The organism is Alteromonas sp. LOR (assembly GCF_000753865.1).
Lineage (GTDB): Bacteria > Pseudomonadota > Gammaproteobacteria > Enterobacterales > Alteromonadaceae > Alteromonas.
In genome coordinates this window covers 487,330-504,709 of record NZ_JQFW01000015.1, presented here as the reverse complement: position 1 = coordinate 504,709, position 17,380 = coordinate 487,330, and the positions used below count along the sequence as shown (strand labels likewise).

The 17,380-nt window shown below is 43.2% G+C and carries 17 protein-coding genes; 9 read left to right on the top strand and 8 right to left on the bottom strand.

Features of this window, described 5'->3' with window-relative positions; all coding sequences use genetic code 11:
• Nucleotides 1–4: 4 nt before the first annotated feature.
• The 4 genes from JV36_RS0107535 to JV36_RS0107520 all read right to left on the bottom strand — a co-directional run bounded on the left by JV36_RS0107535 (nucleotide 5) and on the right by JV36_RS0107520 (nucleotide 4,173).
• Nucleotides 5–1,678 carry an aromatic amino acid ammonia-lyase gene (locus tag JV36_RS0107535; RefSeq protein ID WP_052010000.1) on the bottom strand — a complete coding sequence of 558 codons (1,674 nt, stop codon included), beginning with the start codon at nucleotides 1,676–1,678 and terminating at the stop codon, nucleotides 5–7.
• An 18-nt stretch (nucleotides 1,679–1,696) separates the two neighbouring features.
• On the bottom strand, nucleotides 1,697–3,004 hold the full coding sequence (locus JV36_RS0107530; RefSeq protein WP_032094335.1) for a methyl-accepting chemotaxis protein: 1,308 nt from the start codon (nucleotides 3,002–3,004) through the stop codon (nucleotides 1,697–1,699).
• 66 nt (nucleotides 3,005–3,070) lie between these two features.
• The gene (locus JV36_RS0107525) at nucleotides 3,071–3,418 is read right to left on the bottom strand and encodes a PAS domain-containing protein (RefSeq protein ID WP_032094334.1); all 348 of its coding nucleotides are present in this window, start codon (nucleotides 3,416–3,418) and stop codon (nucleotides 3,071–3,073) included.
• A 17-nt stretch (nucleotides 3,419–3,435) separates the two neighbouring features.
• Nucleotides 3,436–4,173: a PAS domain-containing protein gene (locus JV36_RS0107520; protein ID WP_032094333.1), complete on the bottom strand. Its 738-nt coding sequence runs from the start codon at nucleotides 4,171–4,173 to the stop codon at nucleotides 3,436–3,438.
• 165 nt (nucleotides 4,174–4,338) lie between these two features.
• On the opposite strand from JV36_RS0107520, the gene JV36_RS0107515 reads away from it, so the two are divergent.
• On the top strand, nucleotides 4,339–5,496 hold the full coding sequence (locus JV36_RS0107515; RefSeq protein WP_032094332.1) for an AMP-binding protein: 1,158 nt from the start codon (nucleotides 4,339–4,341) through the stop codon (nucleotides 5,494–5,496).
• 65 nt (nucleotides 5,497–5,561) lie between these two features.
• Here the strand turns inward: JV36_RS0107515 and JV36_RS0107510 are convergent, their stop codons facing one another.
• The 3 genes from JV36_RS0107510 to JV36_RS0107500 form a co-directional block, all read right to left on the bottom strand.
• Complete coding sequence (locus JV36_RS0107510) at nucleotides 5,562–6,260, bottom strand: response regulator transcription factor (protein WP_032094331.1); 699 nt, start codon at nucleotides 6,258–6,260, stop codon at nucleotides 5,562–5,564.
• A 258-nt stretch (nucleotides 6,261–6,518) separates the two neighbouring features.
• Nucleotides 6,519–7,166 carry a GNAT family N-acetyltransferase gene (locus tag JV36_RS0107505; RefSeq protein ID WP_032094330.1) on the bottom strand — a complete coding sequence of 216 codons (648 nt, stop codon included), beginning with the start codon at nucleotides 7,164–7,166 and terminating at the stop codon, nucleotides 6,519–6,521.
• Nucleotides 7,167–7,331: 165 nt separating this feature from the next.
• Nucleotides 7,332–7,697, bottom strand: coding sequence for a DUF3192 domain-containing protein (locus tag JV36_RS0107500; RefSeq protein WP_032094329.1), 366 nt, complete (start codon nucleotides 7,695–7,697; stop codon nucleotides 7,332–7,334).
• Nucleotides 7,698–8,199: 502 nt separating this feature from the next.
• On the opposite strand from JV36_RS0107500, the gene JV36_RS0107495 reads away from it, so the two are divergent.
• Nucleotides 8,200–8,493: a hypothetical protein gene (locus tag JV36_RS0107495; protein ID WP_032094328.1), complete on the top strand. Its 294-nt coding sequence runs from the start codon at nucleotides 8,200–8,202 to the stop codon at nucleotides 8,491–8,493.
• A 53-nt stretch (nucleotides 8,494–8,546) separates the two neighbouring features.
• On the opposite strand, the gene syd is transcribed toward JV36_RS0107495, so the two are convergent.
• A complete protein-coding gene (gene syd, locus JV36_RS0107490) occupies nucleotides 8,547–9,107 on the bottom strand; it encodes a SecY-interacting protein (protein WP_032094327.1) in 561 nt (186 codons plus the stop codon).
• Between the two features lie 96 nt (nucleotides 9,108–9,203).
• Here syd and queF point away from each other — a divergent pair, with 96 nt between their 5' ends.
• From queF to JV36_RS0107455, 7 genes are all read left to right on the top strand, one after another.
• A complete protein-coding gene (gene queF, locus JV36_RS0107485) occupies nucleotides 9,204–10,085 on the top strand; it encodes an NADPH-dependent 7-cyano-7-deazaguanine reductase QueF (protein ID WP_052009999.1) in 882 nt (293 codons plus the stop codon).
• Nucleotides 10,086–10,140: 55 nt separating this feature from the next.
• Nucleotides 10,141–11,709, top strand: a complete 1,569-nt coding sequence (locus JV36_RS0107480) for a diguanylate cyclase domain-containing protein (protein ID WP_032094326.1) — start codon at nucleotides 10,141–10,143, stop codon at nucleotides 11,707–11,709.
• 11 nt (nucleotides 11,710–11,720) lie between these two features.
• A complete protein-coding gene (gene ppnN, locus JV36_RS0107475) occupies nucleotides 11,721–13,076 on the top strand; it encodes a nucleotide 5'-monophosphate nucleosidase PpnN (protein ID WP_032094557.1) in 1,356 nt (451 codons plus the stop codon).
• 382 nt (nucleotides 13,077–13,458) lie between these two features.
• Nucleotides 13,459–13,833 carry a DUF3192 domain-containing protein gene (locus JV36_RS0107470; RefSeq protein ID WP_032094325.1) on the top strand — a complete coding sequence of 125 codons (375 nt, stop codon included), beginning with the start codon at nucleotides 13,459–13,461 and terminating at the stop codon, nucleotides 13,831–13,833.
• Nucleotides 13,834–13,839: 6 nt separating this feature from the next.
• A complete protein-coding gene (locus JV36_RS0107465) occupies nucleotides 13,840–15,507 on the top strand; it encodes a hypothetical protein (protein WP_032094324.1) in 1,668 nt (555 codons plus the stop codon).
• Nucleotides 15,508–15,834: 327 nt separating this feature from the next.
• On the top strand, nucleotides 15,835–16,842 hold the full coding sequence (locus JV36_RS0107460) for an isocitrate dehydrogenase (RefSeq protein WP_032094323.1): 1,008 nt from the start codon (nucleotides 15,835–15,837) through the stop codon (nucleotides 16,840–16,842).
• A 189-nt stretch (nucleotides 16,843–17,031) separates the two neighbouring features.
• Complete coding sequence (locus JV36_RS0107455; RefSeq protein ID WP_032094322.1) at nucleotides 17,032–17,346, top strand: ComEA family DNA-binding protein; 315 nt, start codon at nucleotides 17,032–17,034, stop codon at nucleotides 17,344–17,346.
• The last annotated feature ends 34 nt before the right edge of the window (nucleotides 17,347–17,380 follow it).

Here is a 17,380-nt window from a genome sequence, read left to right as displayed (position 1 = left end):
CCCTTTACGATAGCTTGATATTTTCCCAATCAATACTGTTTGCTCCTGGAAGCTTGTTATGCTCAATTGCAGTGGATAACAGCGCCAACCAAGCGCTATAATTTCCGCCCGATGATGACTCTACCGGAGATTGTGCAGAGAAAAGGTCAACATTAATAATGGTACCTATAGACTGTAGTAGATCTTTCGAACGTTGCGAATATCGCAGCTTTTTCTCATCGTTTTTTTGCTTTGCTCTCTGGCAGGCAGCTTGTGCCACCACAATGCACATCACAGCCACTTGCTTGGTAAATAGAGTAATACTCTCCCTTGTTAATTGCGCTGAGCCAAAGCCTTGAGAATTTAAGTTTTGATTGAACTGTTCTGCATGAATAGGGAAATGCGTACATAAAGGATTAGCTTTGTGCTCTAGCAACGGCGTGAGTGAGTTACTGAGTATTTGCAGTGGCTTTACACCAACGTGAAGCCCCTCTCCTTGTTCATCTAACAACGATGGATTCAAACCTCGATTAAAAGCAGGTTCTACTAGCATGGCAAGCTGCGCTTCATTGTGCTTAGCCAGCAGCGCAACGCACACACGCTGCTTATCCATCGCCATACCAATGTGCTGCCCAAGAAAATTGCCGCCGTGTACATGGGTTTGTCGCTGGGAATCGATAAGAGGATTATCCGTCGCACTATTCATTTCTATTTGTACTGTTTTCTCTATGGCGTACAAATCTTCGATAATTGCCCCTAAATACTGGGGCATACAGCGAATTGAATATCTATCTTGAATAAGGTCACTATTCATTAAATCGGCTTCAATCTGGGACTCTTTTCTTATCATTCTTGATTGTGAAAGCGATTCTCTCAATATTTTTGCGACTGCTATTTGACCTGGATGAGGTCGGTTTCTCTGAATAAAGTCGCTAAATGGATTGACATCACACTCCATAATTTCAGCAATGAGCGTCTGAATGTTTACGTGCAGCGCGAACAAATTAGAGAGCTTATTGCAGTTATTTGCCGCTATTGCTGTTAATACTGAAGTGCCATTAATTAGCGCAAGTCCCTCTTTAGGCCTTAATTCAAATGGGGTTAGGCCAAGTTTATTTAGCACTGTTATCGCATTGCTATACTCACCTTTTACTTTCAACTTGCTTTGATCTGATATACCGCACACTGCTGCCGCCATGGCAGATAAAGGAATAAGGTCGCCGCTAGCGCCAATAGAACCAAACTCGTGAACTAGTGGTAAAACATTGTTGTTAGCTAGCAATAAGTAACGCTCAACTATCTCTTTTCTAATCCCGGAAACACCATGACACAGTGAGTTAGCTCTTAGTAACATGGCACCTTTAATGTCCTCATCAGGGAGTTCATTTCCTACACCACTTAAGTGAGACAAGATGAGTTCTTTTTGTAGCGCAATTGCATCTGATGATTCTTGGTTAGCCATGCCGCCAAAAAGTGTATTTACACCGTAGATTTTTCGACCGCTTGCTAATGACTGATTTAAGGTATTGATACTTTCATCAAAAAACGTGTCATCTAAATGCATCGCCACGTGCGCCCTTGACTGCCCGCTTACAAATCGTGAAAAACGACTTAGCGTAATATTGGTTCCATCGATAGAGAGCGGCTCACTATGAGAATTCATCATGTCACTGTGTATGGCTTTAGCAAGATTCGACATTGTCTTTACTCTTTTTAGTTACGCACATGCGGGAGACGAGGGTGTGGTTGGTGAGCTATCAGTGGTTTCAATCACATCAGATGCGTCTATTTCACTACTCATTAATTCCGTTCCTTCTTGCTCTTGATGATTACTGTCCTCCTGAAACTCGGATGATGCGTTGACTTCATCGTTAGTTTGGCTGTTTTCCAACCCCAATATTTGTCTAAGATTCACCACTGACACTGCGCTTTCTCGAGCAAAATTGTATAAACCATCCAGCATCACAAAATGCGACTCAAGCTCGGCCGATGAGCTTTGCAAGATGCCTTTTAAACCACTGACGGTTCCTGCAGTCTGGCCCATCTGCCCAAGCAACATTTGAACGTCACTCCATTGGTTTTCAACCGTATCAACAACAGAAAAGAGCGTACTGCTCACCGTGTTTATTTTTTCATCGATAAGTACCATCGATGATGCAGAATGCGCACTACTTTCTAAAATTGATGCGGATATCTGCGATATTTTTGCGGTAGCCTGATCGGTTTGCTCGGCCAACTTTTTAACTTCGTCGGCCACAACAGCAAACCCTCTTCCCAACTCTCCTGCTCGTGCGGCTTCAATAGACGCATTAAGCGCTAGGAGCTGAGTCATCCTCGCAATGTCGGCAATTGAGTTAGTAAACTCAGTTATCTCACTCGCTTTCTCTGCGAGTTCACTAATACTTTTTCGCGTTGAATCTACAAGTTCTACACTTTCTGCGGTGCTCTCTTTAAGTGCTTGTGAGTTCTCATTAATATTTGAATAACTGGTGCCAAGGTTATTAATGGACATATAAATTTGTTCAAACGTGCTTGTGGCATAATCTGCCGCGTTTTCAGATTGTTCGAATGCGCCTCTCACCGCTTCTGGATCAAAAGAGTGCTCCTCATCAATAGCAATAACGTGGTCGTTGTACATAACCATTGCTTCCATCTCTTTATTCACTTTTTCGACAATACTGTGATCGGCCTGGTAGGCCTCGAGAATTTCTCCATTATCTCGATTGGTCTCCCTTAATAGTTCAGTGATTTTCTCAATGACACAGTCATCATTGATATTGAAACCCTGCTTTTTACAAATTGTATTAAACCCATCAACATTCTTTTCAATAAGTGTATTTAAGTGCGCTATGGGCTTAACAACCTGTGAGTAGTGCAGCCAGCCAGATATTGCTAGCGATATGGCGCTCGCACCGCATAAAACAAAGCCAAACATATCGTTTCCTATCGCAAACAACACGCACCCTATTGCTAAGGCAACAAAAGTGATAAACGATGATATTAAAATTCTGTAGATTTTAGACATGTAAACCTCCGTTCGAATAATGCGAGTTGATTTATCGGGCGCCTAACAGACGCCCGATACTTTTTTCTACCAATCACACAACAAATACTGATTTTGATTATCTTTTAGCATTCGCAGTGTTACTGGGGTAGGTGCCATTTTCAGCGTGAACGTGTAAGGAATTTTCGTATTCAACGTGCTCTCATTCTCAAACTTCTGCGCCACCATAAAGTTGTTCGTACATGGCGCAACCTGAGTAAAAAAGTGCTTACCTAAAACAGCAGCTTTTGACATTCCTGTATGCTTTTCCTGATTTTCGTTATATCCCGTCACTTTTCCATCGTGGGACATTTTAACGACACCAAAATTAGCAGCGTTGAAGTTTGGTGATGAAGCAGCATTGAGTTGATCGATAGTTACACTCGAGAAGTTCATAGTTATCTCCAATAGAATTAATGTGGCTGTGCGCCAAAGGTCAATACCACAGAGAAGCCGCGGTGAGCTCCTCTCTGGTCTCGAATTGTTGAAATGCACAGACGTGCATCATGGGCAGAGTTAGCTAAATCTTTAAACGAAATAGGCTCAACGACCTCGCCAGCTTCGAGTGTTTGACTTAACAACTCAGCATTTCTTGCTATAGATATGGGAAATAATTGCGAAAGCACTTTACCGATAGCGCCGTCGCGGTTAGCGATATAAGTTTCGCCAGTGGTATTCCAGCTATCTGTAACGCCTGAAGCAGTCATTGTGAAAATGACATGTTGTTTCACCGACTCAAAAACACGCGATAGTTTTTGTTCAGCGATAAACTTTTCAGATTCAATTTTCACTTGATTTGTTACGTTGTTTAAAGAAGCGATAAATTCACCTTTGTCTTGCCTTACCACCGTGACATCCATCCACAACTCATCGCTTGCAATACCGTCGTCGCTAGCGGGCGCCTTCATGCAATATCGCTGGTTTTCCATAACCTGCCCGTGTTCGGCTCCATAGCTTGCAATAGCCTCTTTAAGATCCGGCAACTCATCATCGAGAAACTGGAAAAAATTGGCAAAGTAGCCGCCAGGCGCATATCGGTTAAACAGCTGGGCCACTCGTGGATTAGCCATTTTTACGTTTCCGCCCTCATCAAATTTAATGAGAGCGACAGGCGCAATGTACAAAAACTCTAAAAGCTGCTCTTCATTCATCTTCATCTCCTATAGCAAAACAAATCTATCTTGTTGCGATAGATGGAGCATGGCTGATAGATTTTTCAATGTGTTCTCTTTGATGTTTCAAACATGTTTCAAGGCAAATTTGACGTTTAAAGCCGTCTATACTTTGAATCAAACATGGGTTGAGGCGTTGAAAAAATGATTAATACATACCATTGGAGCAAAGAGGATGAGGGAATAGAACGGTTGATTATCGAACTGATAATACAAGCCTGTTCATACCGTGATTTAAGCAAAAAAGATATTGTCGACAGTGCAACACACGTTGATAATCGAAACCGGTGGTATCTTGACTCTTTGGCGACCTACCAAGCACTTAGCTACATCTGCGAGTTTTTTAATATTCACGATGACGACAACATCAACAGCCTCGTGGCTACGCCAAATTTAAGTGCGATAGCTGATCTTTGTGCCCATGCTATGAACCAGGATGATGCAGCCATTACTTTTTACACGTCAGGCTCAGAATCAAAACCCAAAAAAATAACACACACATTAAGCGCATTAATTCGTGAAGCAGAGGATTGGATGCAAACGCTGCCGGCGTTCTCTCACGTATTGAGTACCGTACCGAGTAAGCATATATATGGTTTCATATGGACGGTAGTTTTACCAAAAATAGCCAATATCACAGCCACCGAAGTACAAAAAATGACTGTTCATAGTCTCGATATTACTCACTCCACGTTAATGATTAGTGTGCCAGCTATGGTTCACCTAATTGACAGGCTTCCTGACATCAGCAAAAGCAATACGCACCTAGTGCTCTCAACCGCTCCCCTGGACTTTGACATACTGCAGCACCTGCACAAGAACGAATATAAATCGGCTTTACAAATATACGGCGCTACTGAAACGGGAGGGATTGGCTTGAGAACGGGAGACTCATTTGAATATTCCCTTCGGCAATCTCTTCGTCGAGTTAATACCCGTGTTTTTAATGAAGACCATTGTTTGGCTTTACAAGACAACTTAGTTTTTAGCGACGATCGTCGCTTTAAAGTTGAAGGTAGGCACGATAATAAAATTCAGATAAACGGCTATAACGTGTGCCCAGACGATATCAAATATGAAGTATCACTAATACCTGAGGTCAATGATGTTGCCGTTCGCGTTGTTCAATCCAGTATCAATAATGAAGTGAAACTCTACGTCGCATTAGATAATGTGGCAAAGAAGTTTAACGTGATGGACAGCCTTACTCAAAAGCTCGGGTCACTAGTCAGCCTACATAATGTTACGTTTGGTCAACGGGTACCTAGAAATGAAATGGGGAAACTCTGCGACTGGGATTGACACTAAATGTCATCAAGGAAAATAGAAGCGTTTTATTTGAACATCGTTTTTTTGGATTCGTTCACCTATTCAGGGGTTCGATTTTCGAGGTAGTAGCCAAAACCAACAGATGTTTTGAGCACTACTGGTTTTTTAGGATCGGCTTCGACTTTTCTTCGCAATCTAGAAATACATATATCGACGGCCCTTGTGCTCTCTGGCCCTTCAACGCCTGATACACTGTCAATTATCTGCTCTCGTGAATATACTTTTCCTGGTTTTTTTGCAAGCAGCGCAAGCAATACATACTCGCCAATAGTAAGAGAGATATATTCATCAGCTAGCGATCCAACTAGCGCTTTTCGGCCTGTATCAAGGGTAAACTTTCCAACTCTAAAACTATCGCTTTCTTTCTCACTAAACGACCAGCGTTCGATCAGCTTCTTAATGCGCAGTAGTAACTCTTTAGATGAAAAGGGTTTGCTAAGATAGTCATCTGCGCCAAATTCTAACCCTGATACTCTATCTTCTACGCTACTTCTTGCCGAGCAGATAATAATAGGTACCTGCCGAAAGCTTTTAATTTTCCGAAGAACTACCAATCCGTCTTCATCAGGCAGGGTTAGATCGAGTACTACACAATGAAACTCTCTGTTTTTCGCTTCACGCAGTGCATCCTCGGCATTTTTGCAGTGGGTCACCCGATATCCATTAGCGTCTAAGTAAGCCTCAACCACATCACCAAGCTGATAGTCGTCCTCTACATATAAAATAGAATGGATCATGGATAGTTTCGCAGCGGTTAGGTTGAATAGGTATCATAAGGTTTAGACTATATTTCGAATATTAGCGAATCTGAAGCTTTACCTGGCGGCAAGTGGTGAACATTAGATAACAAATTTTTAGGTGAAAAGACCATAAATTTTGCAGCTACGCAGCGAACAAGAGCGTAGCCGCTATATTCTCGGGTTAAATTTTCAGAGCATATGCTCTAGGCGTTTATGCTCGCTATGGCGTGAAAATGTGCCGAGGCAAATTCTGCTCTATTTGGCTCTGAACATCACCGACCCATTAACATGAGATAAAGATAAATTACCGACAACACTGTACTTGTCATCGCCAAAGAAGGATTTATGCTTATCAATGGTCACGAATACCGCGATACCTGCACTTTTAGCGTCTTCTTCAACCACACTGTCAATTGCGCCAAGTAGAATATGACCTAAACCGTGTTCTTGATAATCAGGATGCACAGCAATGAAGCTAAGCATGTGAAAATTTTCTGCTGGAACCAGGGTTCGTACTTTTTCTTCCTTTTCCAGCATTTGCTTCGTTCCGAAAAGCCCAGCGGTAAGCAACATGCGAAGTCGCCAGTGCCAATATCGCCCTGCACCAAATGCCGCATCAGGAGCAGTAAGGCACGCTACTGCAATTAAACGTTCAGCATCAAACAGCCCTATCATGGGCTGCTCTGCAACCCAAAACGCATTAAGCTCTTCTCGGATAGCCGAACGCAACCGGCTCTCATAGCCTTCTTTTTCTGCTTGGAAAATTTCCAAAAACAGAGGGTCATCCACATAGGCGTTATAAAGGATAGATGCCGCGATTTTTAAATCATCAACGCCAAGGTAAATGGCTTTAACCGTATCGGCTGATGGAGCAAGAACAGCCTCATTTGATTCGATATCCATGAGAGGGCCTCCGTGTAGGCTTATATCTAAGTTCGCGTTTGAAAAAATGCCCCCTGAAGATACGGTTCACGCAAATTCAAATAGCGATAACTCATACGCTGTAGAACTGATTAATGATTAGACTACGCGAAAACCCAGCAACTGTTAACTTTTTATTAACAATTTTTAATGCATTAGGCTGTAGGCACTGTCTCCCCAACCCGCAAGGTTTCCGTTTCTAAATACCAGTGGAGTGCATTCGTCTTTTGTTGTTACACCATCACCCATTGTTTTTTGAGTACGGTAATACAGTACGCGGTATGTGCCATCTGCTTTTTCAAAAAGTTCGTTGAAGTCGGCGACTCCCATTTTTCTCAATACCGTTTCATAGCCAACCCCAACCTCAAGATTAGCGATATGTTTACGATTATTGAACTCTCTGTCTTCCCAATCTGAACCGTAGTGACTATCAGAGCCCCCTCCTACAGAAACAACACAGCCAGAAAGTAGTAATGAAGACGCAACAGCGACAGAAAGAATGAGTGTTTTCATGTATATTCCTTAATTATTATTTGATTTATTTAGGGCGTCTTGACTATTTCTGTTCAAGCTTTGGTCAAAATGGTCAACACGCCTGCGCCGTTGCTAAGTAGTTACACCGTTAGGTGGCAAACATTGCAAGGCACAAACTTAGCAAGTAACAATCAAAAATAGCGCCAAAATGTAAGCAGCTGTTTTTATTATATTTATTGAAAACGCCAAATACTAAATACCTTAACAATTAGTGGATAAGGCAAATTATTAGTCTTTTTAACATTTTACCTTTGCGCCGAAGGTAAGTTTGATATGCCTTGCAGTACTTTGAGTAATGAATATAAAGACTGATTATAAGTACGATGCTTAACGTTCAATTTAAACTCAAAAGGCTTTCCCCCCCCATTTCATTGAAGGCGGCACATTGAAGACGGCACATTGAGGGCGGCACATTGAGGGAATACAGTGAGGGCGATACATTGACACTCGGCATAAACATTAGGGTAGTAACAAATAAACTATGAACAACACCATCAACCAATTAATCATTATCTGCCAAAAAATGCATGAAGAAGGCAAGACGCCAAGTGTGGGAATTCTTCGTTCGAAGGCGCCGTTTAAAGTGTCGGTTACTGAAGCAATAGATGCAATTAAGCGCTTTAATGCCAGTACGCCAAAAGCACAAACTAAAAACTCGCAGCACGAGACACAGCCTGGTGATGACTCTGTTAGCTTGGCGACTCGAGTAGATGCCCTCGAACGAGAAGTAGAAATACTGAAAGCATCACTGGCTGACCTGCTACGCGACCGATAATAATATACACGGCCGGCAATGAGGGTCTATTCGTCGGTATTGTAAAATAGGCGTTATCGACTTGCTGAGCTTGGCTTAAGTGTAGAAAGAAAAATAGCGAGTGACGGCGCCAAAATTTCTTTTGGCTCCATGCCCACCTGCTCTAATGCAACCTCGCCTGTTTTGTTGATTACCGTTAATATGAAATCTTCTTCATCGGTTAACCCAAAGAATAGCGTTGGCGCCTGTTCTAACCGCTGCTTCATAAGCAGGTGGCCTATGAGGTTTTGCTGCAAGCGCTCAAAATCTTCTTCATTCCACACCTGAAGTAGCTCGCATTCACCCTGAGGGGCTGTTGCAATTAGGTTATTGCTAAAATAACGAGTGAAATAGATGCAGTAGTCACTGTCTAAGGTGAGTTCAAGGGCAGAACCTACATTGTCAAAAGACAACGGCTGTGTTTGTTTCACAGGCTGCCAAGGTACTATTTGTCCCTGCAGCCCTTGCTCGCCTTCGCTGTTATAACACAGCGAGGGCCACTCCTCGTCATAAGGAATGGACAGAACACCTTCGCTGGCATTTTCGACATAAGATGAAACAAAATTATCCAGTTGTTCGCAAATAGACAGAGCCATTATTTAATTACCTTCGTATTTTTGGGTTACACTATACGTAAAATATGCCAAGTCAACGTTTGGCGATGATATACCGATTAATGCATTAGGGTTCTTATGTCGACAGACAACAAACGAGAAAAAATTACTATTTCTGCACCAAACGACCTCTCGTTAGGTAAGCAAGTAGACTACGAGTATGAATACAACCCTGCGCTCCTTCAAGGGGTGCCTCGTAGTCTAAGTAGAGACACACTGTCTTTTAAATCAAAAGCTCCTTCCTCTGATGCGCTTCCCTTTGAAGGTATCGATACGTGGACAGGCTATGAATTATCCTGGCTCAATATGAAGGGTAAACCTCAGGTCGCAATTCTTGAATGCATGGTGCCAATCACCTCTGAAAACCTGATTGAGTCGAAGTCGTTTAAGCTCTATCTAAACAGCTTTAATCAAACCCGTTTTCAAAGCAGCGATGACGTAAAATCAGTGCTCCAAAAAGATTTATCTGCCTGCGCGGGTAAAGATGTTGAAGTTAACCTGATTTTACCAAGTGAATTTGAAACACTACAATTCAGAGAGTTCCAAGGTACATTGCTCGATGAGCTTGATATTGAGATTGATAATTATGAGCCCGACACTCGGTATCTTGGTTTGGCATCATCAGATAAAGGTCATGAAGTGAGTGAAACACTTGTTTCTCATTTGCTAAAATCTAACTGCCTTATTACCAGCCAGCCAGATTGGGCAAGTATTCAAATTAAATATACAGGTTCGCCAATCGACCATGAAGGCTTGCTGCGATATTTGATTAGCTTTAGACAACACAATGAATTTCATGAGCAATGTGTAGAGCGCATTTACACCGATATCCTTAATCACTGTAAACCAACAAAACTGACGGTCTGCGCTCGATATACACGAAGAGGTGGACTCGATATCAATCCGTTTCGTACCAATTTTGAGGCACCTTACCCAAACCATCGTCAAGCTCGACAGTAGTCCCTTACTGAGTTTACAAGTGTGACGTGTCCATAAACAACAAAAGATGAGCAACATGGAAGATAAACAGCTGCAAGCGTACAAAAAAAACAATGCGCTATTGTGTCAATTCATCATAAAACTCTCATCTTTTTACGAGGGTTTTTCAGACAAGGTTGATGGTGAACTGAAAACCCTGCGCGGACACCTATCCGGCACGCCCAATTTCAGTTTAGCTACAGTCAGTATCAATAAACTGAATGCGGCGCTTCAGCATCAAGAGATTAGCCTTCGCAAGTACAGCCTTGAGACGGTGTCATCTATTGAAGATGCTATGAAGCAGCTGCAGAAAATAATCTTTGAAGATGAAGAGCTTCGCGGCCTTGCTACTCAAGAACTCATAAAGCTTAATCAGCCAGTATCAGATATTTTCAGCATTTACAGGCTCTACGCGAGAGCGGTTCAGCTTCACCGAGTTGCCCTTGGTAAGCACGTTAAAGGCTTGTTATCAGGCGATTCTGCAACGCCCGAAACCGCCACATCAAAACAGCGACAGTCAACTCAAGATGAAGGTACGGAGCAAGGGAGTGCTCATTTTTATCGCTCTATATTTATAGAGCTAAATCAGCTAGTTACTTCATACACAGAGAAAAAACCCAACGATAGACAGCTTTTAGATATCAAAAAGCGGCTTGATCAAGGCATGGCTAACGAGCAGCTACTAGAAAGCTGTGTCGTAGTACTTCGTATGATAGTACAAGACGCCATGACAGAAGCGAGTTTAACCGGAAAGGTCATTCAGGGACTGCATACGTCACTCGGTAAAATTGGCGAGGACGTGAGTAAAAGTATTGATGGAAGCAAAGCACAGTTTGAGCAACGCACAGCCAGTAATGCTGAGCTGAAAACCTATATCGACAACATTGAAGAAGCAGTTTCTACAACCGATTCTTTTGACACGCTTAAAACGCAAACACAATCATGTATCAAAGTATTGTCAAAAACGCTGACGGATACTCAGGCAAGCGATAGCGAGAGCCAAACAGCACTCATTTCATTATTGTCGTCAATGCAGGACCGAATCAACAAGCTTCAACAGCAAACTGATTCTTATAAGCGGAAAATTGCCGAACAGGTTATGCAAAGTAAAACAGACGCACTTACCCGTTTACCTAACCGTCAAGCGTACAATGAACAGTTGGCTGTAGCGCATCAGCACTTCCAATCTTCAAAAAAGCCGCTTTCTATTGCCCTTATCGACATTGATTTCTTCAAATCAATTAACGACAAGTTCGGTCATTCCGCTGGTGATAAAACGCTGCAGCTTGTTAGCCGAGCGTTTAAGCGTCATATGGCTGGCGATCAGTTTCTTGCGCGCTGGGGAGGTGAGGAGTTTGTGGTGCTTCTGCCCGATACCAACGAGAAAAAACTACGAGAAAAACTAGAGGCTATTAGAAAAGATTTAGAAAGTATGCAGCTCAAGTTTAAGCAAGAAAAAGTGGTTATTACTGTATCGCTCGGAGGTACGTCATTTACCTCAACAGATAGCATTGATTCGGCTTTTGAGCGAGCAGACAAATACCTTTATCAAGCTAAACGAAATGGCCGAAATCAGGTCGTTACTGACATCGACGCCCAAAAATAGGAAGTAATGTGATTAAAAAAGTACAGCTAAACCCAATGGGTTGGATGAGCCAACTGTCACAAGCTGAAGTTGCGCGTCTGCAGGATGCTTCCGATAGCGAACTCTTTACCATGTTTCGAAATTGCTCTCTCGCCGTTTTAAACAGCGGTGTTGATGAAGATAATTTTGAAACCTTATTTGCCCCCTATGAAAGTTTCGATATAAGACTTGTTCGCCGTGAGCGCGGCGTGAAAATTGAGTTGATTAACCCTCCAGAAGTCGCCTTTGTAGACGACAACCTCGTAAGAGGCGTTCATGAGCACTTATTCGCAGTGTTGCGAGACTTACTGTACATGGGCGATAAGTATGACTTCTTACATCAACACTCACCAGCAGACGGCGCACAGATTACCGACATGGTGTTTGATATGCTTCGCCATGCTAAAGCGCTAGAGGGCAACGATGGCGTTAATACCATTGTATGCTGGGGCGGCCACTCCATTAATCAAACTGAGTATAAGTACACTAAAGAAGTGGGCTATCAGCTTGGTCTAAGAGACATGAATATTTGTACTGGCTGCGGGCCGGGTGCAATGAAAGGCCCAATGAAAGGGGCGGCAATAGGTCATGCTAAGCAAAGACACAAATCCGGTCGGTACGTAGGCATTTCAGAACCTAGTATTATTGCCGCTGAGCCCCCTAATGCCATTGTTAATGAGCTCATCATAATGCCTGACATTGAAAAGCGTTTAGAGGCATTTGTGCGTTTGGCACACGGCATTGTTATATTCCCAGGTGGTGTAGGCACGGCTGAGGAGCTGCTGTATCTTCTTGGCATTCTGATGAATGAAAGAAATGACCAACAGCCATTCCCTGTCATTCTAACCGGCCCTGCAGGCAGTGAAGAGTATTTTGAGGCGGTAGACACGTTTATTGCAGAGACCTTGGGAAAAGAAGCACAGAAGAAATACCAAATTATAGTGAACGACCCGGAAGAAGTAGCACGTTCATTATGTAAAGGGTTAGAAAAGGTGAAAAAATATCGCGGTGCGATGGGAGATGCTTTTAGTTTTAACTGGTCGTTAAAAATAGAGCGAGACTTTCAACAGCCATTTATTCCAACGCACGAGAGTATGGCTGGGCTTCAACTTGACCATCATCAAAGCGGAAGCGATTTAGCGTCGAATTTAAGAAAAGCGTTTTCAGGCATCGTTGCTGGTAATGTAAAGGCAGAAGGGATTAAGCAGATAAAAGAAAACGGCCCTTTTGAGATCACGGGCGATAAAGCGTTAATGAAGCATGTTGATGTACTGCTAAAATCATTTGTAAAACAACACCGAATGAAGCTTCCAGGCAGCGCTTACGAGCCCTGCTATTTGGTGAAGTAACTTAGCCAGCTCATTTAGCCAGCTCATTTAGCAAATTAATTTAGCCAACTTATTTAGCCAAGAGATGTATTGCACCGCCAGCGCTTTGAAAATAAGCGCTGCTCGTTCGCCCTCAACTCTTTAGCGTTTATACTTTTGCTGGTAATGATGGCCTGACATAAACACTTACCATAATCGCTTATTATTCTCATACAATTTACGGTAAACTTAAAATATTATAAAAGCTGGGAATGAGCGAATAGGTTTAGCGCGTTTTTCATCTGCACGCCTATGCGTTACACACTCAAGGTATTCGGCCACGTTATTCGGCCGCGTTGTGCATCTGCAATAGGCACCCATGCTTGTCACTACTACATTAATTTAGACACGAGAAGTAACGGTTATGAACACCAAAGTTATTCGACTCATCCTAGCTGGCGTAGGACTTTACGCGTTATTTGTTTTTATGATTATCGCGTTCTATCCAGATAAGCCTGAGAACATGGATTGGAAGGATCGAGAAGAGTATAACCGCGTTCAAATTACCAAGCTTAAATTAGGCAGCACGCGAGAGGAGGTGCTTGCACTACTCGGCTCACCTGATTTAACTGAGGCGAAACGCCAAGGGGTGAACGCTATTCAAGTCATGTTCTTTCGAACGCAGCATGTCCGCGCCGATGGGTTAACAACCCAAGATGAATGTACGCCTCTACTGTTTGAAAATGACAAGCTCATTGCCTGGGGAGAAGGTGCCTACTCTAGCTATCAAGAAAGCTAACCCCGTATGGCATTAGCCGATATTCAGTCGACGTTTTCTCAGATACTTGCTGCACCGACTCCCTCGCAAAGCGTTGATAGCAAAGTTAACCTATGGCTTAGAAATGCTAAGTTAGCCATCGCGCTTGTTAATGAAGAGCCCGCCGCGGCACTAGCGGTTCATGGGACTAAAAACTCACTCCCCCCGCAGTTAACCCACATACTATTGTTGACAGTATTTGGTAAGCTCAATCACTTTAACGATCACTATCTTCAGCATCTTATTGCGGCAACCTTGGCCCTCTATCACCTTACTGGTCATGATAAAAGCGACGAAGCAGATGCCGGACTTGCAGGCGACGCGACCCAAGAAAGAAAACCGAATGACAGTAAAGCAATTTCTGAATTTTTACGCGCGAAAGGCTTATCGTCTTGGCTGGATATTTTGCGGTTAAAACGGGTAGTATTTTCTGTCAAAAATGCCCAAGCCCACTCTCTTGCCAGTGCTAAACTCAACCGCGCCCAACGACTTTGTTTACTGTCTAAAATTATCAGCAGCGCATCGGCGGAAAAAAAGCATAGTCTCTTTTCTCAATGCACTCGCTTAATACCTGTGCACCATCATGGCTTATTGCCCTCACTGTCTCCGCTTTTTGAGCGTGCTATGCCAGGCGAGAAAGTGTATGCCAGTGGTATTCCGGCAACCATTGTAGATATACAGCAAAACCACAGTTTTGCAGCGGTGGCTCGTAATGCCGACCGCGATAGTGACTGGGTGCCTGCTTCATCAATACGCTCGCCGATACATCAACACATTGAATTTGATGCGTTCATTGCGCTTTTTAATGAAACTAGAGCCCCTAGAGTAGTAAAGGGAGGGCAGCCTTTTTTTCCAACAACATTTGCTATTCAACGCCCCCCTTCAGCACTTTTGCACATTATTGACGAGTTGCAAAAACGCGATATCGATATTCCAACGCTTTGTAAGAAAATAGAACATGCTCCTACGTTCAATCATTTTTTGATAAGCACAGCGAGCCAAGATAACCGCTTGCAACTGCCGGTGAAGACGATAAAACAGGCAGTACTTACTTACGGTACTGAGCGCGTGGGCGATATGCTTGTTCAATTTGCTTTAATGGAGCGATTAACACAGCATGAGTTTCCTCTTGTCGATACGTGCAAACAATTCACACTGGTTGCCAGCGCGTTTGCCAGTCATATCGCATCGCTTACCAAAACTAAGTTTACGGCCCAATCCGCGGCACTGACTATGACCTTTGCTTGCTCACCGCTTTTCACGCTGCCGGGCTTGAAAGTAATTACCAAACTCCCTGTTCGGGCAAACCCGAATTTCTCCATCAATAATACGTTTAAAATAACGACACCATCGCCCTGGCTCTCTATTGCCAGTGAGCTAGCTGAGAACTGGCATCAAAGCGCTACGTGGCGTGCTGTTCTCCATCAGTGTAATAAGACAAATGACGCTGTGCCAACATCACTTAGAAAAGAGCATGCGGTAATATCATTGGGGTTTTATTTAGCCAAAGCGTACCTATTAACAACGCCTGATAAAGACTTGAGTACCACTGAAGATGTAAAGCTGTGGATGTCTGTACTGTCCTTGTCTTCTAGTGACCTAGCGTACATTGTGAATGAACAAAAACCTCACTTGATATGCCCACTGCCCCGCTAATTAGCTATCTCTGTATGCAGTTCTCTACTGGAAGACATTTAGCGCTCCGGCTTTTTATTCAGGCTTGAGGCACTAAAGCCCTCCTTTTTAACTGGTGTTAAATATCGAGGGTTCTGCCCGTTTCCAATTTATATTTACGAATGGCTATAACTTATGCCTTCTATCGTATAAAATACGCGGACTTTTGCACTGCGACATTTTAATATCCCCTACTTTTTCAAGTTTATAATAAGCAGGCAAGCAATGGCGTGTTGTGCTCGCTGCAATAAAGCGGTGCATATAGAACCTAACGACTAAGACAACAGAATTACTAGAGGATCTCCCATCATGACTCAGCAACATATTACAGTCATTCGCGGTGACGGCATTGGCCCGGATATCATCGATGCAACCACAAAAATTTTAGACAAGGTTGGCTGTAACTTCGCCTACGATTATGCCGACGCAGGACTCGTTGCTCTAGAAGAACATGGCGAATTGCTACCACAAGAGACACTCGACCTCATTGCAAAAAACAAAGTAGCACTTAAAGGCCCTCTTACTACTCCAGTAGGAGAAGGATTCACGTCTATTAACGTGAGCCTTCGCAAGCAGTTTAAACTGTACGCAAACCTTCGCCCGGTAATGTCTTTTAAGGGAACAAAAGCTCGCTACGAAGACATTGATATCATCACTGTGCGCGAAAATACTCAAGGTATGTATTCTGGTCTTGGCCAAGTAGTGTCTGAAGATGGCAACGAAGCTGAAGCCATGAGTAAGATTACACGTGACGGCGCAGAGAAGATTGTGACCTTTGCTTACGAACTTGCTCGCCGCGAAGGAAGAAAGAAGGTTACAGCGGTTCACAAAGCAAATATCTTAAAATCAACCTCTGGACTGTTCCTTAAAGTGGCCCGTGAAGTTGGTGAGCGTTATCCAGACATCGAATCAGCAGAAATGATTGTCGATAACTGCTGTATGCAGTTAGTTATGAACCCACATCAGTTCGATGTCATTGTTACGACAAACTTGTTTGGTGACATTCTTTCTGACTTATGTGCAGGACTTGTGGGCGGCCTAGGCATGGCACCTGGTGCGAACATCGGCGAAGATTGCGCTATCTTTGAGGCTGTACACGGCTCTGCTCCTGATATTGCGGGTAAAAACCTTGCTAACCCAACATCAGTAATTCTAGCTGCAGCGCAAATGCTAGAATATTTGAACATGAGCGACAAAGCAGAAAAAATTCGCTCAGCGCTAAAAGACGTTATTGAGAGCGGCGACCGCACCACACGCGACCTCGGCGGTGAAGCGGGTACGCTTGAGTTTACCGACGCACTGATTGAACGTCTGTAAGCACTACAGTAAGAAAACAAAAATAGCGGGCAATGCCCGCTATTTTTTTATCTACTCATTCTTCACTTATACCAGTTAGCATAGGTAATTACTTTAAAACCTGTACTAAAACTGGACTAGCCTAATCCCCTCAATCTCATACAATTCTTGTTGTACAAATGGTGTACACCGTTAAAACAAGGAACGATGATGAAAAAAACACTACCAGGATTAATGCTACTCACCGCACTGTCACTCCACATACCTGTGGCTTACTCACAAAGCATGGATACTGACGAAGCACGACACAATGCTAGCCAGTCAGTTGCCAACAAGCTTGATTTAAACGTGGCCTCACTAGCCGAATTGCAAACGCTACCGGGTGTTGGTGTATCAAAAGCCAAAGCGATTATTGATTACCGAGAGCAGGTTGGTCCCTTTTTAGAAGTCGCGCAACTAACCGAGGTGAAAGGAATTGGTAACAAAATGCTATCGAAGATTCAAAGCTTGGTAAAAGTTAATTGAATTAACAATTCAAAAAAAATGCGCCACAAAAAGG